We start from the raw sequence: 21122 nt of genomic DNA, 5'->3' as shown, positions 1-21122 counted from the left end.
GTAGTCATGGCATCACTGGCGGAGCGGAAGGCGTACCGCGAGAAGATCATGCAGGCTCTGTACGAGGCCACTGAAGGCAACCGCCTTCTGGGGGTCACGGGGGCCCAGCTGCTTCACGATCTCGGGATCCGCCAAGAGGATCTGGCTGCCGCCTGCACCTATCTGGTGGGCGAGGACCTGATCTCGGTCGACTGGGCCACGGGCAATACGCCCGCCATGGTCACGCTGACACACCAAGGAATTCGGCGCATGGAGGCCGAAGAAGAACGCGGTTGACGCGATGCTCGGGCCACGTCCGACGCGCACCATGGGCAGTAGCATTGATTTGGGTTGGTTCACTCTCACGTGCAACCGCCCGGAAGGGCGGCCCCGGTGTGTATACGCCGGGGCCGTTGTCACAGCCGCACAGGGACTGGGACACCCAGGCGCGGCCCCGTCCGGGTGACTGACCGCGACGTGGGCGGTCGGCGGGGGCACACTTGAAACGCCGAGGGCGCGCAAGAGGGAGAGGGCATGATCCAGGCAGCCGATATCCGCGAGTGGCGCAACCACGATGTCGTCGACCCAAAGGGGCACAAGATCGGCGTACTCGAAGCGGTCTATGTGGACACCACCACCGACGAGCCGGCCATGGCCACCGTCCGGACCGGGCTGGTCACCCGGCAGCACCTGACCTTCGTACCTCTCGGCGAGGCAATCCTCGGGCCGGGCTACGTCAAAGTCGCCTACGCCAAGGGACTGGTGAAAAAGGCCCCTTCGATCGGCACGGACGACGTCCTGCCCGCCGAGCAGGAGGAGTCGATCTTCCAGCACTACGGCATGACCTACAAGCCGGGGCCCAACGGCGAACGGCAACTCGCGCGCCGCTGACTGCCCGCGCCCCGTACAGCTCGGCACAGCTCGGCACGAAGGAGGCTTTCGGGTGGTAGCACTCTTCCTGGCGCTCATCCTGGTGGCCGTCGTACTGGGAATCATCGGCGCGGTGGCAGAAGGTCTGGGCTACCTGCTGATCATCGGCATCGTGCTCTTCGTGATCGATGTGGCCTTCGGCGCCGTGCGATGGTCCCGGCGTGCCGGCCGGCCCATCCGCTGACCGTGCCAGCCGAACCGCACCGGCGCCTGCTCGCCGACGTTCTCGCCGTGGGTGCTTCCTACCCGCTGGCGCTCGCAGGCGAATACGCCGTCTACGCCCACGGCCTGGTGGACCGGGTCGGCCATGACCTCGAAGTTGCCACCGAGCACCCGGAACGGATGGAGAACATCGCCGCCACCCTGCGTGCCGGCCTGGAGGCGCGCGGTTGGCACGTAAAGGCAGTGGAGGCTGATCCGCTGTCCGCCCGGCTGATCGTCACCGATTCCGACAGCGCCGACAGCAGTGGGGAGTACGTGGTCGACGTCCTCAAGGAAGCGCTCTGGCGGCCGCTTGTGCAGACCGAGCACGGGCTGGTCCTTTCCCTTGAGGACGTCGTCGGCACCACGGTCCGCGCGCTGTACGACCGGGGACTCGCCCGCGACCTGATCGACGTACGTGCCGCCGCCGACCGCTGGAGTCGTACCGAACTCGAAGAGCTGGGCCGCCGCCACGCCATCGATACGTTCGATCTCACGGACCTTCAGGCCCGCCTCACCGGGGCCGAGTGGATCGACGACAGAGAGTTCGCCGCGTACGGTCTCGACGAACGCGCCGTCACCGAGCTCCGCCGCTGGGCCCAGGAGTGGGCCGACGACATCGCCGAACGGCTCCAGGAGCTGAAAGGCCCGGATGAGGACTGACCGCCTTCGGTGCCCGTAACGGTCACTGGACTGCCTCGGTGACGAGGATGGCTCCCGAGCAGAAGCCGGCGGCTGCGTCTTTCACTGATCGCCGACACCGATCAACGCGAGCGTGACGTTGTCGGGCCCTCCCGCCTCGATCGCGGACTTCCACAGCTCGAAAGCGGCCCTGGCGTCCTCGTCGTGGAGGCTCAGCAGGTCGTCGATCGCGTTCTCCGGCACGGGATCGGTCAGGCCGTCGGTGCACACCAGGTAGCGGTCGCCCGGGTAAAGCGGCGATGTCGCGATGTGCGGCGTGATGGCGCTGAACCGGTGGGAGCCGCCGAGCGCCTGCGTGACGATTGACGTGGTGCGCTGCCCCGGCGGCAACGGCGGGCTGTCGTCCTCGCTCACCCGGCGAAGTCCGTCCGGAATCGCGTTGAGCACCCTGCTGTCGCCCACGTTGAACACGAGCAGCGAATCCGCCAGTACGACGACACCCGCGACCGTGGTGCCCATGGTCCTCAGCGCCGTATCGCGGTCGGCGGACGCGTACACCGCCTGGTTGCACAGCTTGAGGGCGTCACGAACGGCTTCCTCGCTGTCCAGCGACGGGCCGAGCAACGCCAGTTCGCGGACGACCAGCGCACTGGCCACCTCGCCGGCCGGTTGCCCGCCCATGCCGTCGGCCACCGCCACGACGAGCGGTGTGCCGAGGGGGAACACAAGCGTCTGCGGGTTCTCGGTCACGGTGCCGCACAGCGTCCACGGGCCGGCCACGAGGCTGTCCTCGTTGTGGTCGCGGATCAGGCCGGGATGGCTCAGGGCGGTGACTGTTACGTACGCCATCGAAGCGTCTCGCCTCTCCTTGCCCTCTTCAAGGCAAAAGCCCCAGGTCAAGGACCTGGGGCTGCACATGAACGACCTACGAGACGGGCTCCCTGCGCCGGCATTACCCGGATCAGGTAGTGGGGGTCGCCTTCCAGTCTTGCGACTTTCCGGCCTCTCAGCCCGACCGTCGACGTCGGCCTCAGCGGCGTAACAGCTTCCGCCAAAGTCGGCTACTCCGGTTGGACTCCCTCGCTCATCCCGCAGGTCTGTTATCAGAGTAACGCTCCATACACCAGATGGAAGACCTTTCGTGACATTTTTTACCTTTTTGGGGCAAAGATCGGAGCATGCCCATGCTCGTCGGAACCTCGGGGTGGCAGTACAAGGACTGGCGCGGCGTCCTCTATCCGCCCAAGCAACCGCAGCGGCTCTGGCTGGAGGAGTACGCCCGGCAGTTCGCCACTGTGGAGAACAACAACGCCTTCTACCGCCTCCCCAGTACGGAAGTCTTCGCCTCCTGGCGGCAGCGGACGCCGGAGGGTTTCGTCATGGCCGTCAAAGCCAGCCGCTACCTCACCCACCTCAAGCGGCTGCGCGACCCCGAGGAGCCGGTCGGCCGGCTGATGGGCCGCGCCGAGGGCCTCGCCGACCGGCTGGGGCCCGTCCTGCTGCAACTCCCGCCGAACTTCCGGCAGGACACCGACAGCCTGGACACCTGCCTGCGCTGCTTTCCCGGCACGGTCCGGGTCGCCGTCGAACTGCGCCACCCCTCGTGGTGGGAGGCGGAGAGCGAACTCCGGGCGGTGCTGGAGCGGCACGGCAGCGCGCTGTGCTGGGCGGACCGGTGGTCCCGCCCGGTGACGCCCCTGTGGCGTACGGCGTCCTGGGGGTACGTACGGTTCCACGGCGGCATCACGGAGCCGCCGCCGCGCTACGGACGCCAGGCGCTGAAGTCCTGGGCCGGGCGCATCACCGACGCCTGGCCGGACGAGGCCGAGGTGTACGTCTACTTCAACAACGACCTGGGCGGCGCGGCCGTCGTGGACGCCATGAAGTTCGCGCGGGCGGCGGCCGCGCTGGGCCGGACGGTGAGCCGCACACCTCCCGCCCTGCCGCCCACCCCGGCGTCCGATACGACATGAAAACGCCCGTACAGGGCACAGTGCGGCCATGAGCCATCACCACCTGGGCCGGACCCACGTCCGCCCGGTCGGCGGGCCGTCGGTCGTGGTCGGTGCGAGCATGGCCGGGCTGTGTGCCGCCCGGGTTCTGTCGGAGCGGTTCGACCACGTCGTCGTCATCGACCGCGACAAGCTGCCGAACGGCCCCGAGTGGCGCCACCAGGTACCACAGGGCAGACACCCCCATTTCCTCCTGCGTGCGGGTGCCCAGCACCTGGAGTGGTGGTTTCCCGGCATCGTCGAGGAGCTCGAAGCGGGCGGAGCCGTCGACGTCGATGTCTGCCGCGACCTGTACTGGTACGAGAGCGGCGGCGTGATGCGCAGACCTGCGTCGGAGCTCCACGGCCCGGCGATGTCGCGCCCGTTCCTCGAAGCGACGGTACGGCGGCGGGTCGAAGCGCTGCCCAACGTCACCCTTCTCGACGAGACCGTGGCCGAGGGACTCGAAACCGACGCGTCCGGCACACGCATCACCGGCGTCCGGCTCGACGACGGCTCCACGATCGCGAGCGGGCTGACGGTCGACGCCACGGGCCGGCAGGCCCGGAGCCTGGGCTGGCTTAAAACGCTGGGGTACGAAGCGCCGTCGGAGTCCGTCGTCACGGTCGACACCCGGTACGCGACCCGCGTCTACCGGCGCACCGAGCTGCCCGTGCGCGACTGGAAGGCGGCGGCGGTGATCGGCAATCCGGACTCGAAGCGTCTGGCGCTCGCGCTTCCGACGGAGGGCGAGCGGTGGATCGTGACGCTGGTGGGGCTGGGCGGCGAATCACCGCCGACCGACGAGGCCGAGAGGCTGGCGTACGCCGAGTCCTTCGAGTCACCGGTGATCGCCGACATCATGGCGGCGTCGGAGCCGATCGGCGAAACGGTCGCCTACCGGTTCGCCGCCGACCAGCGCCGCCACATGGAGCGGATGCGCCGCTTCCCCCTCGGGTGGGTGCCGGTCGGCGACGCCGTCTGCAGCTTCAACCCCATCTACGGCCAGGGCATGACGACCGCCGCGCAGCAGGCGGCGATCCTCGGCACGTGCCTCGACCGGACGGGCGCCACCAACCGCTCCTTCAGCCACCACTACCTGCGGGCGGCCGGCCGGTCGGTGAGTGTGCCGTGGTCGATCGCGGTGGGCCGGGACTTCGCGTACGACGGCACAACGGGGAAGAAGCCCGCCGGGACCGACCTCGTCAACCGCTACACGGAGCGGGTGGCCGTGGCCGCGCAGCACGACGACGCGGTCGGCATCCGCTCCAACGCGGTGGCCGGGCTGGTACGACGGCCGGAGTCGCTGCTTACGCCTGCGTACGTCTTCCGGGTCCTGCGCTTTGCCCGGCACGGGCCCATTGGACCTTCCTCCACGTAGCTTCGCATCTGCCATGGAGCATCGCCCGAAACATTGCAGGTGCTAGGAAAATGCGCCTATCCTCCCGCGTATGCAGTCCTACACCATCGGACAGGCGGCACGTCTGCTCGGCGTCAGCCCCGACACCGCGCGCCGCTGGGCGGACGCCGGCCGTGTCGCGACCCATCGCGACGAGAGCGGGCGGCGCCTCATCGACGGCCGTGATCTGGCCGCGTTCTCCATCGAGGTCGGCCAGAGCGGCCCCGGCGAGGAAGACGCCCCGTACACGTCGGCCCGGAACGCCTTCCCGGGCATCGTCACCGCCGTGAAGCTCGGCGACGTCGCTGCCCAGGTGGAGATCCAGGCCGGTCCGCACCGGCTCGTGTCCCTGCTGACCCGGGAGGCCGTCGAGGAACTGGGGCTGGAGGTCGGCATGCAGGCCACCGCCCGCGTGAAGTCGACCAGTGTGCACATCGACCGCACCTGACACACACCTCCCGCCCCGACCCCTTGCTCAGTCAAGCGGCGTCGCCCGTCACCGGCGCGGCTCACACCATCCGCTCGGGCGGCATCCGCCCGCCGCAGTCCCAAGGAGTCCCACCCTCATGCCCCTCACCTTCACCGGGCGCCGCGCCGCCGCTGCCGCCGTCACCGCCGCCCTCCTCGTTCCGCTCGCCGCCTGTGGCAGCGACACCGAAAGCGACAGCGGGAGCAAGACGGACTCTGGGGCGACCAATACGCCGAAGGCCGGGCTGACCGTGCTGGCCGCCGCCTCGCTGACCGACGTCTTCAAGACGGCAGGCGCGGCGTACGAGAAGTCCCACCCGGGTACGAAGATCACCTTCTCCTTCGCCGGATCGCAGGAACTCGCCGCGCAGGTCAAGCAGGGCGCCCCCGCCGACGCCCTGGTCACCGCCGACACCAAGACCATGGACGCGCTGAAGGCCGACACCGGCGCCCCCACGGTCATCGCCAAGAACCGGCTGGTCATCGCCACCGGCGAGGGAAACCCGCAGAAGGTCGGCAGTCTGAAGGACCTCGCGGACACCAAGCTCAAGGTCGTGCTGGCCGCACCCGAGGTCCCGGTCGGCCGCTACAGCCAGAAGATCCTGGACGCCCAGAAGATCACCGTGAAGCCGGTCTCTCAGGAGCCGAACGTCCGCGCCGTGCTCAGCAAGGTCGAGCTGGGCGAGGCCGACGCCGGGCTCGTCTACAAGACGGACGCCGCCACCGCGACCGACAAGGTCGACGCAATCGAGATCCCCGACGCGCAGAACGCGATCGCCGAATACCCGGCCGCAACGCTGAAGACGTCCAAGAACTCTGCCGCGGCCGAAGCGTTCGTGAAGTGGCTGTCCTCCGCCGAGGCACAGAAGATCTTCAAGGACGCGGACTTCCAGCAGCCGTAGCCGGCCCGCGTCCGTACAAAGCCCGCGTCCGTACAACGTCAGTGCAACAAGCCCCAGGACTCAGACGATGAAACGCCTCCGCAGCCGCGCACCGGGACCCCGCACCCCCATCGCCCTGGCGATCCCCGCGCTGCTCGCCGTCGCGTTTCTGCTGCTCCCGCTGATCGGTGTCCTCGCCCGCACGTCATGGGCCGACCTCGGCGGCCATCTGACCAGCCCCGGCACGACCGAGGCGCTGAGGCTCTCGCTCGTCGTCTCCTTCTGGGCGCTGGGGCTTTCGCTGCTGCTCGGGGTGCCGCTCGCCTGGCTGCTGGCGCGCGTGGACTTCCCCGGCAAGGCGCTCGTACGCTCGCTCGTCCTGCTGCCGATGGTGCTTCCGCCGACCGTCGGCGGCGTGGCGCTGCTGCTGGCGTTCGGCCGCCGGGGACTGCTCGGACCGTGGCTGGAGAACACCTTCGGTGTCACTCTGCCGTTCCACACCTCGGGGGCGGTGCTCGCGGCGACGTTCGTCTCGATGCCGTTCCTCGTCGTCAGCCTCGAAGGGGCGCTGGGCGGACTGCGGCCGAGTTACGAGGAGACGGCCGCCTCTCTCGGGGCGTCCCCGGTGCGGGTCTTCTTCACCGTGACGATGCCGATGGTCGCCCCTGGTCTCGTCGCCGGGGCCGCCCTCACCTGGGCGCGGGCGCTGGGCGAGTTCGGCGCGACCATCACCTTCGCGGGCAACCTCCCGGGAACCACCCAGACGTTGCCGCTGCAGGTGTACCTGCTGCTCCAGGAGCAGCCGGAGGCCGCGACCTCCGTATCGCTGCTGCTGCTCGCCATCGCCATGGTCGTCCTGGTCGCACTGCGCGGCCGCTGGACAGGCGTCCCGGCCGGGCGCCCGTACGCTCCCCGGCCCCCGGCGGGCGATACGGAACCCGGCCGCCCTACCGCCCCGGCCACAGGCCCCACGGGCGCACGCGAGCAGGAGCGGTGGGCCCTGCACGCCGACGTCACCGGCTTCAACCGGCTCACCCTGGACGCCGAACCGGGCACCACCGTCGCCGTCGTCGGCCCCAACGGCGCCGGGAAAACCACCCTGCTGCGCGCCCTCCTCGGCCTCACCCCGCGCGCCCACGCCACGCTCCGCCTCGGCGACACCGACGTCACCGGCCTGCCGCCGCACCGGCGCGGCGTCGCCTGGGTTCCGCAGGACGGCGCGCTGTTCCCGCACCTGACCGCCCTCGCCAACACCGCGTACGGCCTGCGCGCCCACGGCGTGCCCCGCGCCGAGGCCCGCCGCAGCGCCCAGCAGTGGCTCGACCGGCTCGGCGTCGGACACCTGGCCCACCGCAAGCCCGCCCAGGTGTCCGGCGGCCAGGCGCAGCGCGTCGCCCTCGCCCGCGCCCTGGCCGCCCGGCCCCGCCTCCTGCTGCTCGACGAACCGCTGGCCGCGCTCGACCAGACCACCCGCGCACATGTACGCCACACCCTGCGTACGCACCTCGCCGGCTTCGGCGGCGTCTGCCTGATCGTCACTCACGACCCGGTCGAGGCCGTGTCGTTGGCGGACCGCGTGCTCGTACTCGACGACGGCCGCGCGATCCAGGACGCCCCGCCCACCGAGGTCACCCGCCACCCGCGTTCGCCCTGGGTCGCCCGGATGCTCGGCCGCAACGCCTGGCCCGGCACGTCCACGGCGTACGGTCTCCGACTCCCCGGCGGCGAGAGGCTCGTCGTAGCGGACCCGCTCCCGCTGCCCGCCGGCACCGATGCGCTGGCGATCATCGCCCCGGAAGCCGTCTCCGTACACCGGGACAAGCCCACCGGCAGCCCCCGCAACGTCTGGCCCGGCACGGTCCGCGAGATCACCGCCAGCGGCAGCCGCCTGCGCATCCTGATCACCTCCGCCCGGGCACCGGATCTCGTCGCGGAGATCACGCCGCAGGCCGCGGCCGAACTGGGCCTCGCCGACGGGACGGACGTCTGGACCAGCGTGAAGGCGACCGAAACCACCGTCGTACCTCTGTAACGGCCGGACACCGCCAACAGCGCCGACACCACCCGCGCTCGCGCATCGTCCTCCCGCCCCGCACCCGTCACCGGCACTAGGCTCCCGGCCAGATCCGCACCCCTGGAGCGCTCGCATGACGGCTGCCCCCGCCTCCCACAACGCCCCGCGCTACGACGACCTGCGCGCCATGTTCGTCAACTGCACGCTCAAGCGCTCCCCGGAGGTCAGCAACACCCAGGGCCTGATCGACAAGAGCCGCGCGGTGATGGAGGCGAACGGCGTCACCACCGAACTCGTCCGCGCCGTCGACCACGACATCGCCACCGGCGTCTGGCCGGACATGACCGAACACGGCTGGAGCACCGACGCCTGGCCCGCGCTCTACGAGAAGGTGATGGCGGCCGACATCCTCGTCCTCGCCGGGCCCATCTGGCTGGGCGACAACAGCTCCGTGATGAAGCAGGTCGTCGAGCGGCTGTACGCGTGCTCCTCTCTCCTCAACGAGCAGGGGCAGTACGCCTATTACGGGCGGGTCGGCGGCTGTCTGATCACCGGCAACGAGGACGGTGTCAAGCACTGCGCGATGAACGTCCTCTACAGCCTCCAGCACCTCGGCTACACCATCCCCCCGCAGGCCGACGCGGGCTGGATCGGCGAGGCCGGGCCCGGTCCGTCCTACCTGGACGCCGGCTCGGGCGGCCCGGAGAACGACTTCACCAACCGCAACAGCACCTTCATGGCGTGGAACCTGATGCACCTGGCAGCCATGATCAAGCGCTCCGGCGGCATCCCCGCCCACGGCAATCAGCGTTCGCAGTGGGACGCGGGCTGCCGCTTCGACTTCCCCAACCCCGAGCACCGCTGAGTCAGCCGGTCCGCTCGATCTGCCTGGCCTTGGCATGCCCGGAGCAGTTCCACGGTTCCTTGAATTGCCTACCATTGGGACAGAAAGATCAGATATGCGGCTTTTCTGCGATCGCGCAGAGGGGGCGAGGCATACAGAGTGGGTGCACAGGACGTATTTCGAAGTGACCGAAGGAGATCCGCCGTGGTCAGCGGCCTGGAGCGGCTGGCGGTCATCCCGCTGGAGGCCGCAGAGGCCCGGAACCCGGCGCTGACCGGCGCCAAGGCAGCCAACCTCGCCCGCGCCGCCGCTGCCGGGCTGCCCGTGCTGCCCGGCTTCGCCATCGTCCCCGCAGGCTCGGCGGCACAGCCGACGGCCGCCGTGCCGCACGGCGAGAGCGCGCTGCACGCGGCGTGGCGGGAGCTGGCCGGCGAGGAGGGGCGGCCCCTGGTCGTACGGTCCTCCTCGGCGCACGAGGACACCACCGACTCCTCGATGGCGGGCCTTTTCGCCTCCGTACTGGACGTGCACGGCTGGGAGAACTTCACGGCCGCGGTGAGCACGGTCCTGGACTCCGCCGCCCGGCGGAGCGGTCCGCCCGCGGAAGCCGGCGGCGTCGGTGAACCGGCCGGCGGCATGGCCGTGCTGGTCCAGCCCATGCTGCGCACGGCCGTGGGCGGAGTGATGTTCGGTGCGGACCCGGTGGCGGGCCGCGAGGACCGGATGCTGGTCAGCGTCGTCCAGGGCGGACCCGATCAACTGCTGGCCGGTTCGGCGCAGGGCGTGCGGTACCAGCTGACGCGCCACGGCAGGCTGGCCGGCACCGAACCGCGCGAACCCCGCCGCGACCGGCTCCTCGGACGCCGCCGGATCTGCCACCTGGTGCGGCTGGCCCGGCGCGCGGAGCGGGTGTTCGGCGGTCCTCAGGACATGGAGTTCGGCTTCGACACCGACAACAGTCTGTGGCTCTTTCAGGCCCGCCCCATCACCGCCATGACCCTGCGCGCCGCGCGCGGCACCCGGCTGCTCGGGCCCGGCCCGGTCGCCGAGACCTTCCCCGAGGTGCTCCAGCCGCTGGAGGAGGACCTGTGGGTGGCGCCGATGTCCCACGGGCTGACGCTCGCGCTGGACATCGCGGGCACCGCGTCGCGCCGCCGTCTGCGGGAGCTGCCGGTGGTCACGACGGTCGACGGACGGGCGGCGGCCGATCTGCGGCTGCTGGGCGCCATCCCCTCCGCCCACCCCGTCCTCGACTTCATCAACCCCGTCCCCGGGGCCAGGCGGGCATCCGCGGCCTGGCGGGTGGGGCGCCTCGGCACGGCACTGCCGCTGCTCGCGGTGGATCTGATGGCCGATGTCGACCGCGAGCTGGCGCAGCTGCCCGCGCCGCGCGCGATGCTCTCCGGCCAGATCGTGACCGCCCTGACCTGGGGCCGTAACGTCCTGTCGTCGCTGCACGCCCAGGAGTCGCTGGCCGGGTCGCTGCTCGGCCAGGGGAGCGGGGCCACGGCCGTCGGCGAGGCGCTGGCCGTGCTCGCCGAGGGGCGCACCAACGGCATCCCGGACGCGGAGCTGCTGGCCCGCCACCCCGTCCTGCTGTCCCTGCTGCCGCCGTCCCTGGAACGCCCCGCCCGGCCGCCGGAACGTACCGGCTGGACCGGGGCCCCGCGCGGCGTCGGGGCTCTGCCGGTGCGTGAAGGGCTGCGGCTGCGCATTCGCTGGGTCCATGAGATGCAGGCGAGCCTGGTACGCGAACTGGCGGCCCGGGTGGAGGCCGCCGGCCGGCCCGACGCGCTGCGGAAGCTGTCCATGCTGCGCTGGCACGAGCTGACCGCCCTGCTGGACGGGGCCCCGGCGCCGACCGATCTCGACGCGCGCCTGCCCCGGCCCGACTCGCCACCGCTGCCCGCCGCCTTCCGGCTCTCGCCGGAGGGCCGCCCGATCGCCGAGCGTCTCGTCGGCCGCGGCCGCCACCGCGGGCGCGGCGGCGGCCAGGGCGCGGGCGGCGGGTACGGCTACGGCACCGCCTGGCACGGCCACGGCCCCCGGCCCGAACAGCCGGTGCTGGTCGTACGGGCCCTCGATCCCGCGCTGGCCACCGAGCTCCCCGACCTGGCCGGACTGGTCGCCGAGACCGGCAGCGTGCTGTCCCACCTCGCGGTGCTCGCCCGCGAGCACAAGGTGCCCACCGTCGTCGGCGTGCCGGACGCGGTCGAGCGGTTCCCGCAGGGCACCGAGCTGACGGTGGACGGCACGAACGGCTCCGTCGAACCTGTGCGCGCGGGAGCGGAACAGGACGCGAAGGACGCGGCATGAAGTACGTCAGTTACATCCTCGGTGGCACGGCCGCGACAGGGACGGCCGTCTACCTTTTCGTCTACCTCTACCGCTGGGAGTGGCAGCGCGCCGTGACCAGCGGACTGCTGCTGCTCGTCGTCGAGGTCTTCCTTGTGGCCACCGTTCTGGTGTCCCGCCTCAGCCGCCTGGAACGGCGGCTCGACGAGACCGAGGCACGCGCCGAAGAGGTGCAGCGGCGACTGGAGCAGAGCCGCGAAGGCGCCCCCGAGCGCTTCCGCTGGCTGGACACCCGGCACCTCGGCGACAGGAACAACGCCAACGACACCTTTGTCTTCGTACCCGTCCTTATGGCGACAGGCGTCGCTCTCTCCGCCGCCGCGCTGCTCATCCAGAAGATCGCGGGCGCGACAGGCCGGGCCGGGGCCGAGCGGCGGCTGGCGGGCCGCCTCGTGAGGCTGGCCGCCCCGCCCGGCGGCGTACGGGCGGACATCCCCGGCATCGACGAGCGCCCCGCCGTTCCCCCCAGCCGGCCGGTGCGCACGCTCACAAGAGCGGCCTTGGGACTGGTCGGCGCGGTAATGATCACCGTGCTCACCTTCGTCCTGGCCGACGCAGTCCAGACCCGCCAGGTGCCGGTGCCCGACTCCGCGGCCAGCACGGTCGTGTTCCGCGTCGAGGTGCGCAGCGCCGACACCGGGGTCGCCAGGGACCTGGCCGCACGCGACTTCTGGGAGACGTGCCGCCGGTCCACTGCGGCCGCATCGGAGCACGCGCAGCTGACCAAGCTGGAACACGGGGTGTACGCGGGCGTGGTCAGGCCCGCGCTGCCCGACCACGACCTGCTGCGGCTGCGCGGCTGCCTGATGGACGCCAGCGCGAACCGGGCGCAGGCCGAGGTCCTCGGCGAGGGCCAGGCACCCCCGGTGCCCTAATAGACCGATTTGCTAGCTTTGTGTATTAGGTCACAAAGAGAAGCCAGGAGGGGTGAGCGCGGGATACGGTCACAGGAACATCTCAGACATTCCCTACCCAAGGTGTTGCTCCCTTCGTGCTGCTTGCCCCGATCTCCCCCCTCTCCCGTACCAGCCCGCTGATTCGCAGGACGGCGAAGATCGTGATCATCTCCGTACTCGGCTACGTGGCGTTGTGGCTCGTCTCCACACTCGGCATGATCGGCGCTCACGCACTGGCATCCCAGAAGGAGTCGTCCGGCATCCAGATGTCCGGGATCAAGCACTTCAAGGCGGTCGACGAGCGGCTGTGGCGGGGTTCCGCCCCTGGTGAGGACGGGTACCGCGAGCTCGCGGCCCGTGGTGTGAAGACGGTCGTCGACCTGCGTGCGGAGAAGCTGACCGCCGAGCAACTGGCCGTTCCGCAGAAGGCGGGCCTGAAGGTCGTGCGCATGCCGATCCGGGACGGCCAGACGCCCACCAACGAGCAGGTCGCCGCCTTCCTGAACACCGTGAAGACGGCGGACGGCCCGGTGTTCGTGCACTGCGGCGCCGGTGTCGGACGTACCGGCTCCATCACCGCCGCATACGCGGTGCGCACCGGGGAAGCGACCTCCATGCAGGCCGCGCTGAACACCCTCGCGGTGGGCCCGCCGTCCATGGAGCAGGTCTGGTACGTCCTCTCGTCCGGCAAGGCTGAGATGACCCAGCCGCCCGCCGCCGTCGAGGCGATCAGCCGCATCTTCGACGCCCCGCGTCGGATCAAGGCCTCGTTCTGACGTACCCCGCCCCGCCCTCCCCGATCCGCCGGTCACCCGGCGGATCGGCTGCATGCGGGCGTTGTGTGCGTAACGCGCGGCTCGGTCCGGCTACGTGCCGACGGCCTGGTCGTAGTGGAACAGGCCGCTGGGGTCGTAACGCCGCTTGACGCCGACGAGGCGTTCGTAGTTGTCGCCGTAATACGCAGACCGCCAGTCCGCCAGATCCGGGTCGGGGAAGTTGACGTACGCCGCCGACGTCTTCAGGTCCCGGCTCAGCGTGCGGTGCATGCTGCGCGTCTGGGCCAGCAGGTCCTCGACGACCGTGCGCGGCGTGTCCGGCTTCCAGTGCGTGCCGATGTCGATGACGAACGTGGCGTCGCGGTGCCGGTACGCCGTCTCGCCCGCGCCCGGGGCCGCGCTGTGCCCGCCCATGGCGAAGAGCGTGACGTAACCGGAATTGCCGGTCGTGCCCGGCCGCCAGTGACGTACCCATTCGATGACGGACTCGACTGTCCCGGGTCTCAACCACCGGTTCGGGACAAGGGACTTGGACGCCGATGCTCCGCCGGCCCCGGGCTTTTCCATGAGGTGGTCCTGCGCGGACCAGAAGTGGCGCTGCTCGATGAACTCCCTGACCGGACCGAGCTCCAGGACCGGGGCGAGAGCCTCCCTCAGGCCGTCCTCGCCGCCCAGCCGCTGGCCCAGCAGCGCGACGGCCGCCGTTCCCTCACCCGTGTTCTTGAAGCCGATCCGCACGTCGAAGTCGCCCGCGCGGTCGGCTTCGAGGATCTCCTGGAGCAGTGCCACCAGCCGGACGCCCGCCTTGAGCTCGAAGGACAGGTCGAAGACCGTGGCGGCCTGGTCGTCGACGCGGGCGGCGTCGAAGACGAAGGCGGTGTTGATGCCGAAGTTGCCGCCCGCGCCGCCGCGGCAGGCCCAGAAGAGGTCCGGGTTCTCGTCGTCGGCGGCCCGCACCAGTGAGCCGTCGGCCAGCACCACGCGGGTCTCCACCAGCCGGTCGCAGGTCAGGCCCCACTTGCGGTCGTTGAAGCCGAGGCCGCCGCCCAGCGTCAGACCGGCCACGCCCACGCCGCCGCAGCGGCCGCCGGGGAAGTACAGGTTGGCCGATCTGGCTTCGTAGACGTCGGAGTTGGTGGCACCGCCCCCGAGGTGCAGCCGGGTGCCGCGGACGGCCAGGGACTTCATGCGGCGCAGGGTGATGAGGAGGCCGCTGGTCGTGGAGTAGCCGGCGTAGTTGTGGCCGCCGGAGCGGGGTGCGAGGGGCAGGCCGTGCTCGGCCGCCCACCGTACGGCTGCCTGTACGTCCTTCGCCGTCGCACACGCCACGATGCCGGCGGGCCGTACGTGGGCGTAGCGCAGGTTGTCCGGCGTCGCCAGGGTGTGGAAGTCGTTGCTGCCGGGCCCGTACAGGCCCGCCGCCCGGCTCAGACCGCGGCGCAGCTCGTGCCAGGCCGCGCGGTCGGGCCCGGCCCCGCCGGTGGGGCGGGCCGCCGTGGGCGTTCGTACGGCCGCTGCCGCGGTGTGCCCTCCGGTCAGGCCCACTGCCAGCCCGGCGGCTGTGGCCCCGGCTCCCATCCGCAGTACATCTCGTCTGCCGGTCATCGCAGCGGTCCTCTCCTGGTCACCTGGTGCGGCTCCGCGGGTGATCACGGCTCCGCGGTGATCATGGTGAGGGTCTGCGTACCGGATCATCGCGCGGCGCTCCGGGGGCGGCGGGCGTACACCTGAACGGCGGCCTCGGCCTGTGAACGACGGCCCGGTCAGGAATCCGTCGCCCCGGCGCGGGCGATGAGCAGCGCCACGTCGTCGTGGTCCCCGGGCTGGCGCAGGGAGTGCAGCAGCACGTCACACGTCTCTTCCAGGGATTCCCGGGGCACCGCGAGGAGGGCCAGGAGCTCGGCCAGGCGTTCGTCGATGGCCTGGTCGCGGGTTTCGACGAGGCCATCGGTGTAGAGGACCAGCTGGTCGCCGTGGCGCAACGTGAAGGTGCTGGTGTGGAAGGCGACGTCGCCGACACCGAGAGGGGCGCCGGTGGGCAGTTCGAGCAGTTCGGGGGGCAGGCCGGGGCGTACCAGGGCGGGGGGCAGGTGCCCGGCGCTGGAGATGCGGCACTGGCCGCGGTGGGGGTCGTACACGGCGTAGATGCAGGTGGTGATGGTCTGCCCCATCCCGTCGGCGATGCGGTCGAGCTGGTGGAGGACCTTGGCGGGGTCGAGGTCGAGTCCGGCCAGCGTGCGGGTGGCGGTGCGCAACTGCCCCATCGTCGCGGCAGCGCCGATGCCGCTGCCCATGACGTCGCCGACGACGAGCGCGGTCTTGTCGCTGGTCAGCGAGACGACGTCGAACCAGTCGCCGCCCACCTCGCTGGCCGCCTGGGCGGGCAGATAGCGGTAGGCGACCTCCAGGCCGGGCCGGACCGGCGGGTGCTGGGGGAGCAGGCTGCGCTGGAGCGTGAGGGCGGTGCTGCGCACCTGCTGGTACCAGCGGGCGTTGTCGATGCATACGGCCGCCCGCGCGGCCAGCTCGCCCGCCAGGAGCTCGTCGTCGGCGTTGAAGGGCTCCGGGTTGTGCGTGCGCTTGAGGTCCAGGGCGCCGAGGACCTCGCCGCGCGCGATCAGCGGTACGGCCAGGTACGAGTGCACGCCCGCGGCGGCCAGGAGTTCCGCCGCCGCTGGGCTGCGGGCGATGCACTGCAGGTCGTCGTCGCTCACATGGGACACCCGGACCGGGCGGCCGGTGTTCACGCACTGGGTGACCAGCCGGTCGGCGTCGTACATGGCGACCTCGCCGGGCTGATCGGCCGCCCGTACGGCGTCCGTGGGGTACGCGGCGGCCACGGCCAGAGCACGGAACACTCCGGGCCCCTCGTGGGTCATGACGCCCGAACGGCCGTTCAGGATGCTGTCGAGCACGTCCACCGCGGCCACGTCGGCCAGCTCCGGTACGGACACGCCGGCCAGTTCGCGCGCGGTCTCGTCGAGGTCGAGCGTGGTGCCGATGCGGATGGAGGCGTCGGCGACGAGCGCCAGGCGTTGCCGGGCCTGGGCGGCCTCCGTCGCGGCGCGGTACCGCTCGGTGATGTCCACGACCGACGTGGCCACCCCGAGCACCCTTCCGTTCGGCGCCTCCAGCCGGTAGAAGGACACCGACCAGGCACGCTCCCGGTCCGGGTCGGCCGGGGTGCGCCCGACGGACTCCCTGTCGACGATCGGAATGCCGGTGGCCAGCACCTCGCCCATCGCCGCCTCGATGGCCTCGGTGTCCAGGAACGGCAGAGCGTCCCGGACACGCCGTCCGACATGCTCGCGGGCGGGCAGGCCGTTGATGCGCTCCAGCGCCGGATTCACGGTGACGAACCGCAGGTCGGTGTCGACGACCGCCAGCCCGATCGGGGACTGCGAGATCAGCCGGGTGGACAGGGCCAGATCCCGCTCCACCCGCCGCAGAGTCGCCCGGTCGGTGGCCAGCCCCAGGGCGTAGAGGTCCCGCCGGTCGTCCTCCAGCCGCATGTTGCGGAATTCCACCAGCAACGTGCTGCCGTCCTTGTGGCGCGCGGGAAAGACCCCCGCCCAGCTTCCGTCCTGCCCGGCCATGACCTTGGCGAACATCCGGCGCACCAGATCGAGGTGCTGTTCGTGTACGAGAACCCGCCCCGCGTACCGGCCGAGCGCTTCCTCGGCGGCGTAACCGAACAATTGCTCGGCCTGCGGGCTCCACAGCACGATCCGCCCGTCCGCATCCAGCACCACAGCGGCCACGTTGAGTACGTCCAACAGGCCACCCGGCTCGGACGCGCTGCTGCCCCCGGGCCGCTCGGGGTCGGTCGCGGCGGGTTCGACAGCACCCATCCCAGGACCTCCTTCCGCGCGCCCCCACCGCTTGATGCCCGGTGCCTCCCATGGTCTCTCAGCCCTCCGGGTCGCGCTTGCCTTGCGGACGCGTGACGTGTGGCGCTTGCCTGCGGTCCTGTGACGCACCGCGCCGGCCTTACGGTCCTGTGACGCGGTGCCCCGGCAGCGGATCCAACCCCTCCCCCGCACCTAGCGTGACGCCCATGCGCGTACTGGTCACCGGCGGAGCCGGGTTCATCGGGTCACACATCGTCGACGCACTCACCTCCCGCCGCCACGAGGTCGTCGTGCTCGACGCGCTGCTGCCCTCGGCCCACGGCGGGGCTCATCCCCCGTCCCCGGCGGGCGCACGGCTGGTCGTCGCGGACGTACGGGACCGGGACGCGGTGACCGGGGTCCTGCGCGGCGTCGACGCCGTCTGCCACCAGGCGGCGATGGTCGGCCTGGGCAAGGACTTCGCGGACGCGCCGGAGTACGTCGGCTGCAACGACCTCGGGACCGCAGTACTCCTGGCCGCGATGGCCGACGCCGGGGTGCGCGAACTGGCGCTCGCCGGTTCGATGGTGGTCTACGGCGAGGGCCACTACGACTGCCCCCGTCACGGGCAGGTCCGGCCGGGCCCCCGCGCGGTGGCCGATCTGGACGCGGGCCGGTTCGAGCCCCAATGCCCGTCCTGCAGCGCGGAGTTGACGCCGGGTCTCGTCGCCGAGGACGCGCCCGCCGACCCTCGCAATGTGTACGCCGCCACCAAACTCGCCCAGGAGTATCTCGCCTCCGCCTGGGCACGTGCGACGGGCGGGCACGCGGTGTCGCTGCGCTACCACAACGTGTACGGCCCCGGGATGCCCCGCGACACCCCGTACGCCGGCGTCGCCTCCTTCTTCCGCTCCGCCCTGGCCCGCGGCGAAGCGCCCCGGGTCTTCGAAGACGGGGGCCAGCGGCGGGACTTCGTACACGTACGGGACGTGGCGGCGGCCAATACGGCGGTTCTGGAGGCGCTGCCGGGGCGCGAGCCCGGCGGCTACGCGGCGTACAACACCGGGAGCGGCGAGCCGCACACCATCGGCGAGATGGCCGCCGCGCTGGCCGCCGCGCACGGGGGCCCGGCGCCGGTGGTCACGGGTGAGTACCGGCTCGGGGACGTACGGCACGTCACGGCGGACTCCCGCAGGCTGCGCAACGAGCTGGGCTGGCAGCCGGAGGTCGGATTCGCCGAGGGCATGGCGGAGTTCGCGACGGCGCCGCTACGAGACCGGTCCCGCCCCGCCGCCGGAGGGCAGGGCGATGTCCAGCTTTCGTAGGTGTCCATATTTCGTAAGGATTGGAAGTCCGAAATGCCGGATTCAGCTCCGTAGGGTGAACGGCGTGACACCAACCCACGGTCCTCGCGCCGACGTCGTCCTCCCCTGTCTGGACGAGGTCGCGGCGCTGCCCCGCGTCCTGGCCCGCATCCCGGACGGCTGGCGCGCGATCGTCGTCGACAACGGCTCCACGGACGGCTCCGCGGAGCTCGCCCGCTCGCTCGGAGCGGCCGTCGTGCACGAGCCCCGGCGGGGATTCGGCGCGGCTTGTCACACGGGGCTGCTCGCCGCCGACGCCGAGTACGTGTGTTTCTGCGACTGCGACGGCTCGCTCGACCCTGCGCAGCTTCCCGATTTCGTACGCCAAGTAGCCGACGGACAGAGCGACTTGGTGCTCGGCCGACGCCGCCCGCAGGGACGCGGCGCCTGGCCGCTGCACGCCCGCGCCGGGAATCTCGCCCTCGCGCGCATGCTGCGCCACCGCACCGGGCTGCGCCTGCACGACCTCGGCCCGATGCGGGCCGCCCGCCGCGCGGACCTGCTGGCGCTCGGCCTCACCGACCGCCGCAGCGGCTACCCGCTGGAGATGGTCGTACGCGCGTCGGACGCCGGACTGCGGGTCACGGAAACCGACGTCCCGTACCGGCCGCGCACCGGAAAGTCCAAGGTCACGGGTACCTGGCGCGGCACCTGGCACGCCGTGCGCGACATGCGGGCGGTACTGCGGCAGCCATCGGCGCCGCGGACGCGGGTGCCCCGATGACCGCCGCCCGCAGCTCCCCCGACGGGCCGACGACCCTGCTGGTCATCGCCAAGGAACCGGTCCCCGGCCGGGTCAAGACTCGCCTGACGCCGCCCTTCGACCCCGCCCAGGCCGCCCTCCTGGCCGAAGCCGCGCTCAGCGACACGCTGCGGACCGTGCTCACCCTGCCCGCTCTGCGCCGCGCCATCGTCCTCGACGGGCAGCCGGGGCCCTGGCTGCCGCCCGGCATCGACGTCGTACGGCAGAGCGCGGGCGGCCTCGACGAACGGCTCGCCGAGGCGATCGGCGCCTGCGAAGGCCCCGTACTCCTCATCGGCATGGACACCCCGCAGGTCAGCCACGCGCTCCTCGCCGCCGCCCTCGGCCCGTCCGCCTGGCAGGGTTGCGACGCGTGGTTCGGCCCCGCCGACGACGGCGGGTTCTGGGCGCTCGGCCTGGCCGCACCGGACCCCGGCCTCCTGCGCGGCGTACCCATGTCCGTGCCCGAGACCGGCGCCCTACAGCGCGGGCGCCTGGTCGACGCCGGGCTGACCGTGCGCGACCTGCCGCCGCTGCGCGACGTGGACACGGCGGCCGATGCCGCGTACGTCGCAGCCGCCGCACCGCACGGGCTGTTCGCCGCGACCTACGCCCGGCTGACCCGGACCGCGGCCGACCGGGCGGACCGGTGAGTACGACCCTGCCGCCGCCCGCCGGGGGCAACGCCGCCGCCTGGGGCACGGGCCCGTACGCCAACGCCCTGCGCAACGGCCACGGCCCGCTGTTCCTGCGCCGTACGGACGGCTGGCTGCTGCCCCTGGACGTCGAGCGCTGGTGCGCGGGCGCCGACGCCGCCGACCTGTCGGCGCTGCGCCGCTGCGAAGGAGCCGTACTGGACATCGGGTGCGGCCCGGGCCGGCTGGTCGCGGCACTGGCCGCCCGGGGGCAGCGCGCACTCGGCATCGACGTCAGCGACGCGGCCGTCGAGCGGACACGGCGGCTCGGCGGCACGGCCCTGCGGCGCTCCGTCTTCGATCCGCTGCCGGAGGAGGGCAGTTGGGATACGGCGCTGCTCGTCGACGGCAACATCGGCATAGGCGGCGACCCGCGGGCACTCCTCCTGCGGACCGCGGCCCTGCTCGCCCACGGCGGGCTGCTCATCGCGGAGACCGCACCGCTGGACATCGACGAGCGCGTACGGGTCCAGGTGGACGACGGGCGCGTCACGGCCGACGGCACGGCGGACGGCACAGCCGGCGCGGCACCCTTCCCGTGGGCCCGCCTCGGCACCCGTGCGCTGCTGCGGTACGCCCGTCCGCTCGGCTGGTACCCGGTCGATCAGTGGGAGGCGGGCGGGCGGCCCTTCGTGGCACTGCGCCGAAGCCTCGGCCCCCAGCTCAGCGCTCAGCTCTGCGCCGAGACCTCAGCGCCCTGCCGAACAGCCACGCGGCCGACACCGCGAACAACGCGGCCGTGATGAGCAGCCAGTGCCCCAGGAACGGATCGGCGGACAGTCCGGAGGCGGGCCGGTAGCGCTCTGCCTGACGGGTGATCAGGGGAAACCACACCAGCAGGAGCAGCCCGGACAGCAGGGCCGGTACACGAACGAAGTTGATCAGATGCGGCTCCGCCCCCAGGGACCTGCGTACGGCCAGATCCGCCGACGCATAGAGCGGCAGCAGAACCACGTCGTGCACCAGCGCCGCACCGACGAACCACGCGGCGATCGCGAGCGTGTCGCCGTCCAGCAGCCGTACGCCCGCGTATGCGGCCAGGGCGAAGGTGATGACCAGGAGCAGGAGTTGCAGCGGCCCTTCCCCGTACCAGCGCCTCATGCGCCTCATCAGCC

At 71.8% G+C, this 21122-nt stretch carries 20 protein-coding genes, 1 pseudogene and 1 riboswitch; of the genes and pseudogenes, 17 read left to right on the top strand and 4 right to left on the bottom strand.

The genetic code is table 11. From position 1 onward, the window contains the following. Positions 1-6: 6 nt before the first annotated feature. The 4 genes from J7I98_RS38785 (at position 7) to J7I98_RS38770 (ending at position 1773) form a co-directional block, all read left to right on the top strand. On the top strand, positions 7-276 hold the full coding sequence (locus J7I98_RS38785) for a hypothetical protein (RefSeq protein WP_214929761.1): 270 nt from the start codon (positions 7-9) through the stop codon (positions 274-276). 237 nt (positions 277-513) lie between these two features. Then, on the top strand, positions 514-870 hold the full coding sequence (locus tag J7I98_RS38780) for a PRC-barrel domain-containing protein (protein WP_214929760.1): 357 nt from the start codon (positions 514-516) through the stop codon (positions 868-870). A gap of 52 nt (positions 871-922) precedes the next feature. Further along, positions 923-1093 (top strand): hypothetical protein, encoded by a 171-nt coding sequence (locus tag J7I98_RS38775; RefSeq protein ID WP_214929759.1) that lies wholly within the window; start codon positions 923-925, stop codon positions 1091-1093. Next, the gene (locus tag J7I98_RS38770) at positions 1060-1773 is read left to right on the top strand and encodes a hypothetical protein (RefSeq protein WP_214929758.1); all 714 of its coding nucleotides are present in this window, start codon (positions 1060-1062) and stop codon (positions 1771-1773) included. The genes J7I98_RS38775 and J7I98_RS38770 overlap by 34 nt, the downstream gene beginning before the upstream one ends. A gap of 81 nt (positions 1774-1854) precedes the next feature. Here the strand turns inward: J7I98_RS38770 and J7I98_RS38765 are convergent, their stop codons facing one another. Further along, positions 1855-2601, bottom strand: a complete 747-nt coding sequence (locus tag J7I98_RS38765) for a PP2C family serine/threonine-protein phosphatase (RefSeq protein ID WP_214929757.1) — start codon at positions 2599-2601, stop codon at positions 1855-1857. 72 nt (positions 2602-2673) lie between these two features. After that, positions 2674-2844: riboswitch (TPP riboswitch) on the bottom strand. Between the two features lie 86 nt (positions 2845-2930). Here J7I98_RS38765 and J7I98_RS38760 point away from each other — a divergent pair. The 9 genes from J7I98_RS38760 to J7I98_RS38720 all read left to right on the top strand — a co-directional run bounded on the left by J7I98_RS38760 (position 2931) and on the right by J7I98_RS38720 (position 13376). Beyond that, complete coding sequence (locus tag J7I98_RS38760) at positions 2931-3725, top strand: DUF72 domain-containing protein (RefSeq protein ID WP_214929756.1); 795 nt, start codon at positions 2931-2933, stop codon at positions 3723-3725. A gap of 28 nt (positions 3726-3753) precedes the next feature. Further along, complete coding sequence (locus J7I98_RS38755; protein WP_214929755.1) at positions 3754-5124, top strand: NAD(P)/FAD-dependent oxidoreductase; 1371 nt, start codon at positions 3754-3756, stop codon at positions 5122-5124. Positions 5125-5194: 70 nt separating this feature from the next. Next, on the top strand, positions 5195-5590 hold the full coding sequence (locus J7I98_RS38750; protein WP_069775198.1) for a molybdopterin-binding protein: 396 nt from the start codon (positions 5195-5197) through the stop codon (positions 5588-5590). 118 nt (positions 5591-5708) lie between these two features. After that, entirely contained in the window at positions 5709-6512 is an 804-nt protein-coding gene (gene modA, locus J7I98_RS38745; protein WP_214929754.1) for a molybdate ABC transporter substrate-binding protein, read from the top strand. Positions 6513-6579: 67 nt separating this feature from the next. Further along, positions 6580-8523, top strand: a complete 1944-nt coding sequence (locus J7I98_RS38740; RefSeq protein ID WP_214929753.1) for an ABC transporter permease — start codon at positions 6580-6582, stop codon at positions 8521-8523. Positions 8524-8638: 115 nt separating this feature from the next. After that, positions 8639-9370 (top strand): flavodoxin family protein, encoded by a 732-nt coding sequence (locus J7I98_RS38735; protein ID WP_214929752.1) that lies wholly within the window; start codon positions 8639-8641, stop codon positions 9368-9370. A gap of 183 nt (positions 9371-9553) precedes the next feature. Continuing rightward, the gene (locus J7I98_RS38730; RefSeq protein ID WP_308378096.1) at positions 9554-11665 is read left to right on the top strand and encodes a PEP/pyruvate-binding domain-containing protein; all 2112 of its coding nucleotides are present in this window, start codon (positions 9554-9556) and stop codon (positions 11663-11665) included. After that, positions 11662-12579, top strand: a complete 918-nt coding sequence (locus tag J7I98_RS38725) for a hypothetical protein (RefSeq protein WP_214929750.1) — start codon at positions 11662-11664, stop codon at positions 12577-12579. The genes J7I98_RS38730 and J7I98_RS38725 overlap by 4 nt, the downstream gene beginning before the upstream one ends. Positions 12580-12695: 116 nt before the next feature. Continuing rightward, positions 12696-13376, top strand: coding sequence for a dual specificity protein phosphatase family protein (locus J7I98_RS38720; RefSeq protein WP_308378095.1), 681 nt, complete (start codon positions 12696-12698; stop codon positions 13374-13376). Positions 13377-13466: 90 nt separating this feature from the next. Here the strand turns inward: J7I98_RS38720 and J7I98_RS38715 are convergent, their stop codons facing one another. After that, complete coding sequence (locus J7I98_RS38715; RefSeq protein WP_214929749.1) at positions 13467-14981, bottom strand: FAD-binding oxidoreductase; 1515 nt, start codon at positions 14979-14981, stop codon at positions 13467-13469. A 158-nt stretch (positions 14982-15139) separates the two neighbouring features. After that, positions 15140-17227 (bottom strand): SpoIIE family protein phosphatase, encoded by a 2088-nt coding sequence (locus J7I98_RS38710; RefSeq protein WP_214929748.1) that lies wholly within the window; start codon positions 17225-17227, stop codon positions 15140-15142. Between the two features lie 206 nt (positions 17228-17433). Here J7I98_RS38710 and J7I98_RS38705 point away from each other — a divergent pair, with 206 nt between their 5' ends. The 4 genes and pseudogenes from J7I98_RS38705 to J7I98_RS38690 all read left to right on the top strand — a co-directional run. Continuing rightward, a complete protein-coding gene (locus J7I98_RS38705) occupies positions 17434-18531 on the top strand; it encodes an NAD(P)-dependent oxidoreductase (RefSeq protein WP_214929747.1) in 1098 nt (365 codons plus the stop codon). A 64-nt stretch (positions 18532-18595) separates the two neighbouring features. Continuing rightward, a complete protein-coding gene (locus J7I98_RS38700) occupies positions 18596-19294 on the top strand; it encodes a glycosyltransferase family 2 protein (RefSeq protein ID WP_308378094.1) in 699 nt (232 codons plus the stop codon). Next, positions 19291-19965, top strand: a complete 675-nt coding sequence (locus J7I98_RS38695) for a DUF2064 domain-containing protein (protein WP_214929745.1) — start codon at positions 19291-19293, stop codon at positions 19963-19965. The genes J7I98_RS38700 and J7I98_RS38695 overlap by 4 nt, the downstream gene beginning before the upstream one ends. Continuing rightward, positions 19962-20770, top strand: a pseudogene (locus J7I98_RS38690) (class I SAM-dependent methyltransferase); the annotation flags it as partial. The gene J7I98_RS38695 and the pseudogene J7I98_RS38690, both read left to right, overlap by 4 nt. On the opposite strand, the gene J7I98_RS38685 reads toward J7I98_RS38690, so the two are convergent. After that, complete coding sequence (locus J7I98_RS38685) at positions 20671-21117, bottom strand: hypothetical protein (RefSeq protein ID WP_214929773.1); 447 nt, start codon at positions 21115-21117, stop codon at positions 20671-20673. The pseudogene J7I98_RS38690 and the gene J7I98_RS38685 sit on opposite strands and share 100 nt — an antisense overlap. Positions 21118-21122: the final 5 nt, after the last annotated feature.

The organism is Streptomyces sp. ISL-98, assembly GCF_018614055.1.
GTDB lineage: Bacteria > Actinomycetota > Actinomycetes > Streptomycetales > Streptomycetaceae > Streptomyces > Streptomyces spiramyceticus.
Note: the sequence above shows the minus strand (reverse complement) of the source record. Positions and strands in the feature narration are given on the sequence as shown.

Bases quoted from the DNA above. Each gene is read 5' to 3' on its own strand.
- J7I98_RS38750 (WP_069775198.1), top strand. From the start codon at position 5,195: ATGCAGTCCTACACCATCGGACAGGCGGCACGTCTGCTCGGCGTCAGC.
- J7I98_RS38695 (WP_214929745.1), top strand. From the start codon at position 19,291: ATGACCGCCGCCCGCAGCTCCCCCGACGGGCCGACGACCCTGCTGGTC.
- J7I98_RS38755 (WP_214929755.1), top strand. From the start codon at position 3,754: ATGAGCCATCACCACCTGGGCCGGACCCACGTCCGCCCGGTCGGCGGG.
- J7I98_RS38735 (WP_214929752.1), top strand. From the start codon at position 8,639: ATGACGGCTGCCCCCGCCTCCCACAACGCCCCGCGCTACGACGACCTG.
- J7I98_RS38785 (WP_214929761.1), top strand. From the start codon at position 7: ATGGCATCACTGGCGGAGCGGAAGGCGTACCGCGAGAAGATCATGCAG.
- J7I98_RS38725 (WP_214929750.1), top strand. From the start codon at position 11,662: ATGAAGTACGTCAGTTACATCCTCGGTGGCACGGCCGCGACAGGGACG.
- J7I98_RS38770 (WP_214929758.1), top strand. From the start codon at position 1,060: ATGGTCCCGGCGTGCCGGCCGGCCCATCCGCTGACCGTGCCAGCCGAA.
- J7I98_RS38685 (WP_214929773.1), bottom strand. From the start codon at position 21,117: ATGAGGCGCATGAGGCGCTGGTACGGGGAAGGGCCGCTGCAACTCCTG.
- J7I98_RS38715 (WP_214929749.1), bottom strand. From the start codon at position 14,981: ATGACCGGCAGACGAGATGTACTGCGGATGGGAGCCGGGGCCACAGCC.
- J7I98_RS38710 (WP_214929748.1), bottom strand. From the start codon at position 17,227: ATGGGTGCTGTCGAACCCGCCGCGACCGACCCCGAGCGGCCCGGGGGC.
- J7I98_RS38780 (WP_214929760.1), top strand. From the start codon at position 514: ATGATCCAGGCAGCCGATATCCGCGAGTGGCGCAACCACGATGTCGTC.
- J7I98_RS38705 (WP_214929747.1), top strand. From the start codon at position 17,434: ATGCGCGTACTGGTCACCGGCGGAGCCGGGTTCATCGGGTCACACATC.
- J7I98_RS38760 (WP_214929756.1), top strand. From the start codon at position 2,931: ATGCCCATGCTCGTCGGAACCTCGGGGTGGCAGTACAAGGACTGGCGC.
- modA (WP_214929754.1), top strand. From the start codon at position 5,709: ATGCCCCTCACCTTCACCGGGCGCCGCGCCGCCGCTGCCGCCGTCACC.
- J7I98_RS38740 (WP_214929753.1), top strand. From the start codon at position 6,580: ATGAAACGCCTCCGCAGCCGCGCACCGGGACCCCGCACCCCCATCGCC.
- J7I98_RS38765 (WP_214929757.1), bottom strand. From the start codon at position 2,601: ATGGCGTACGTAACAGTCACCGCCCTGAGCCATCCCGGCCTGATCCGC.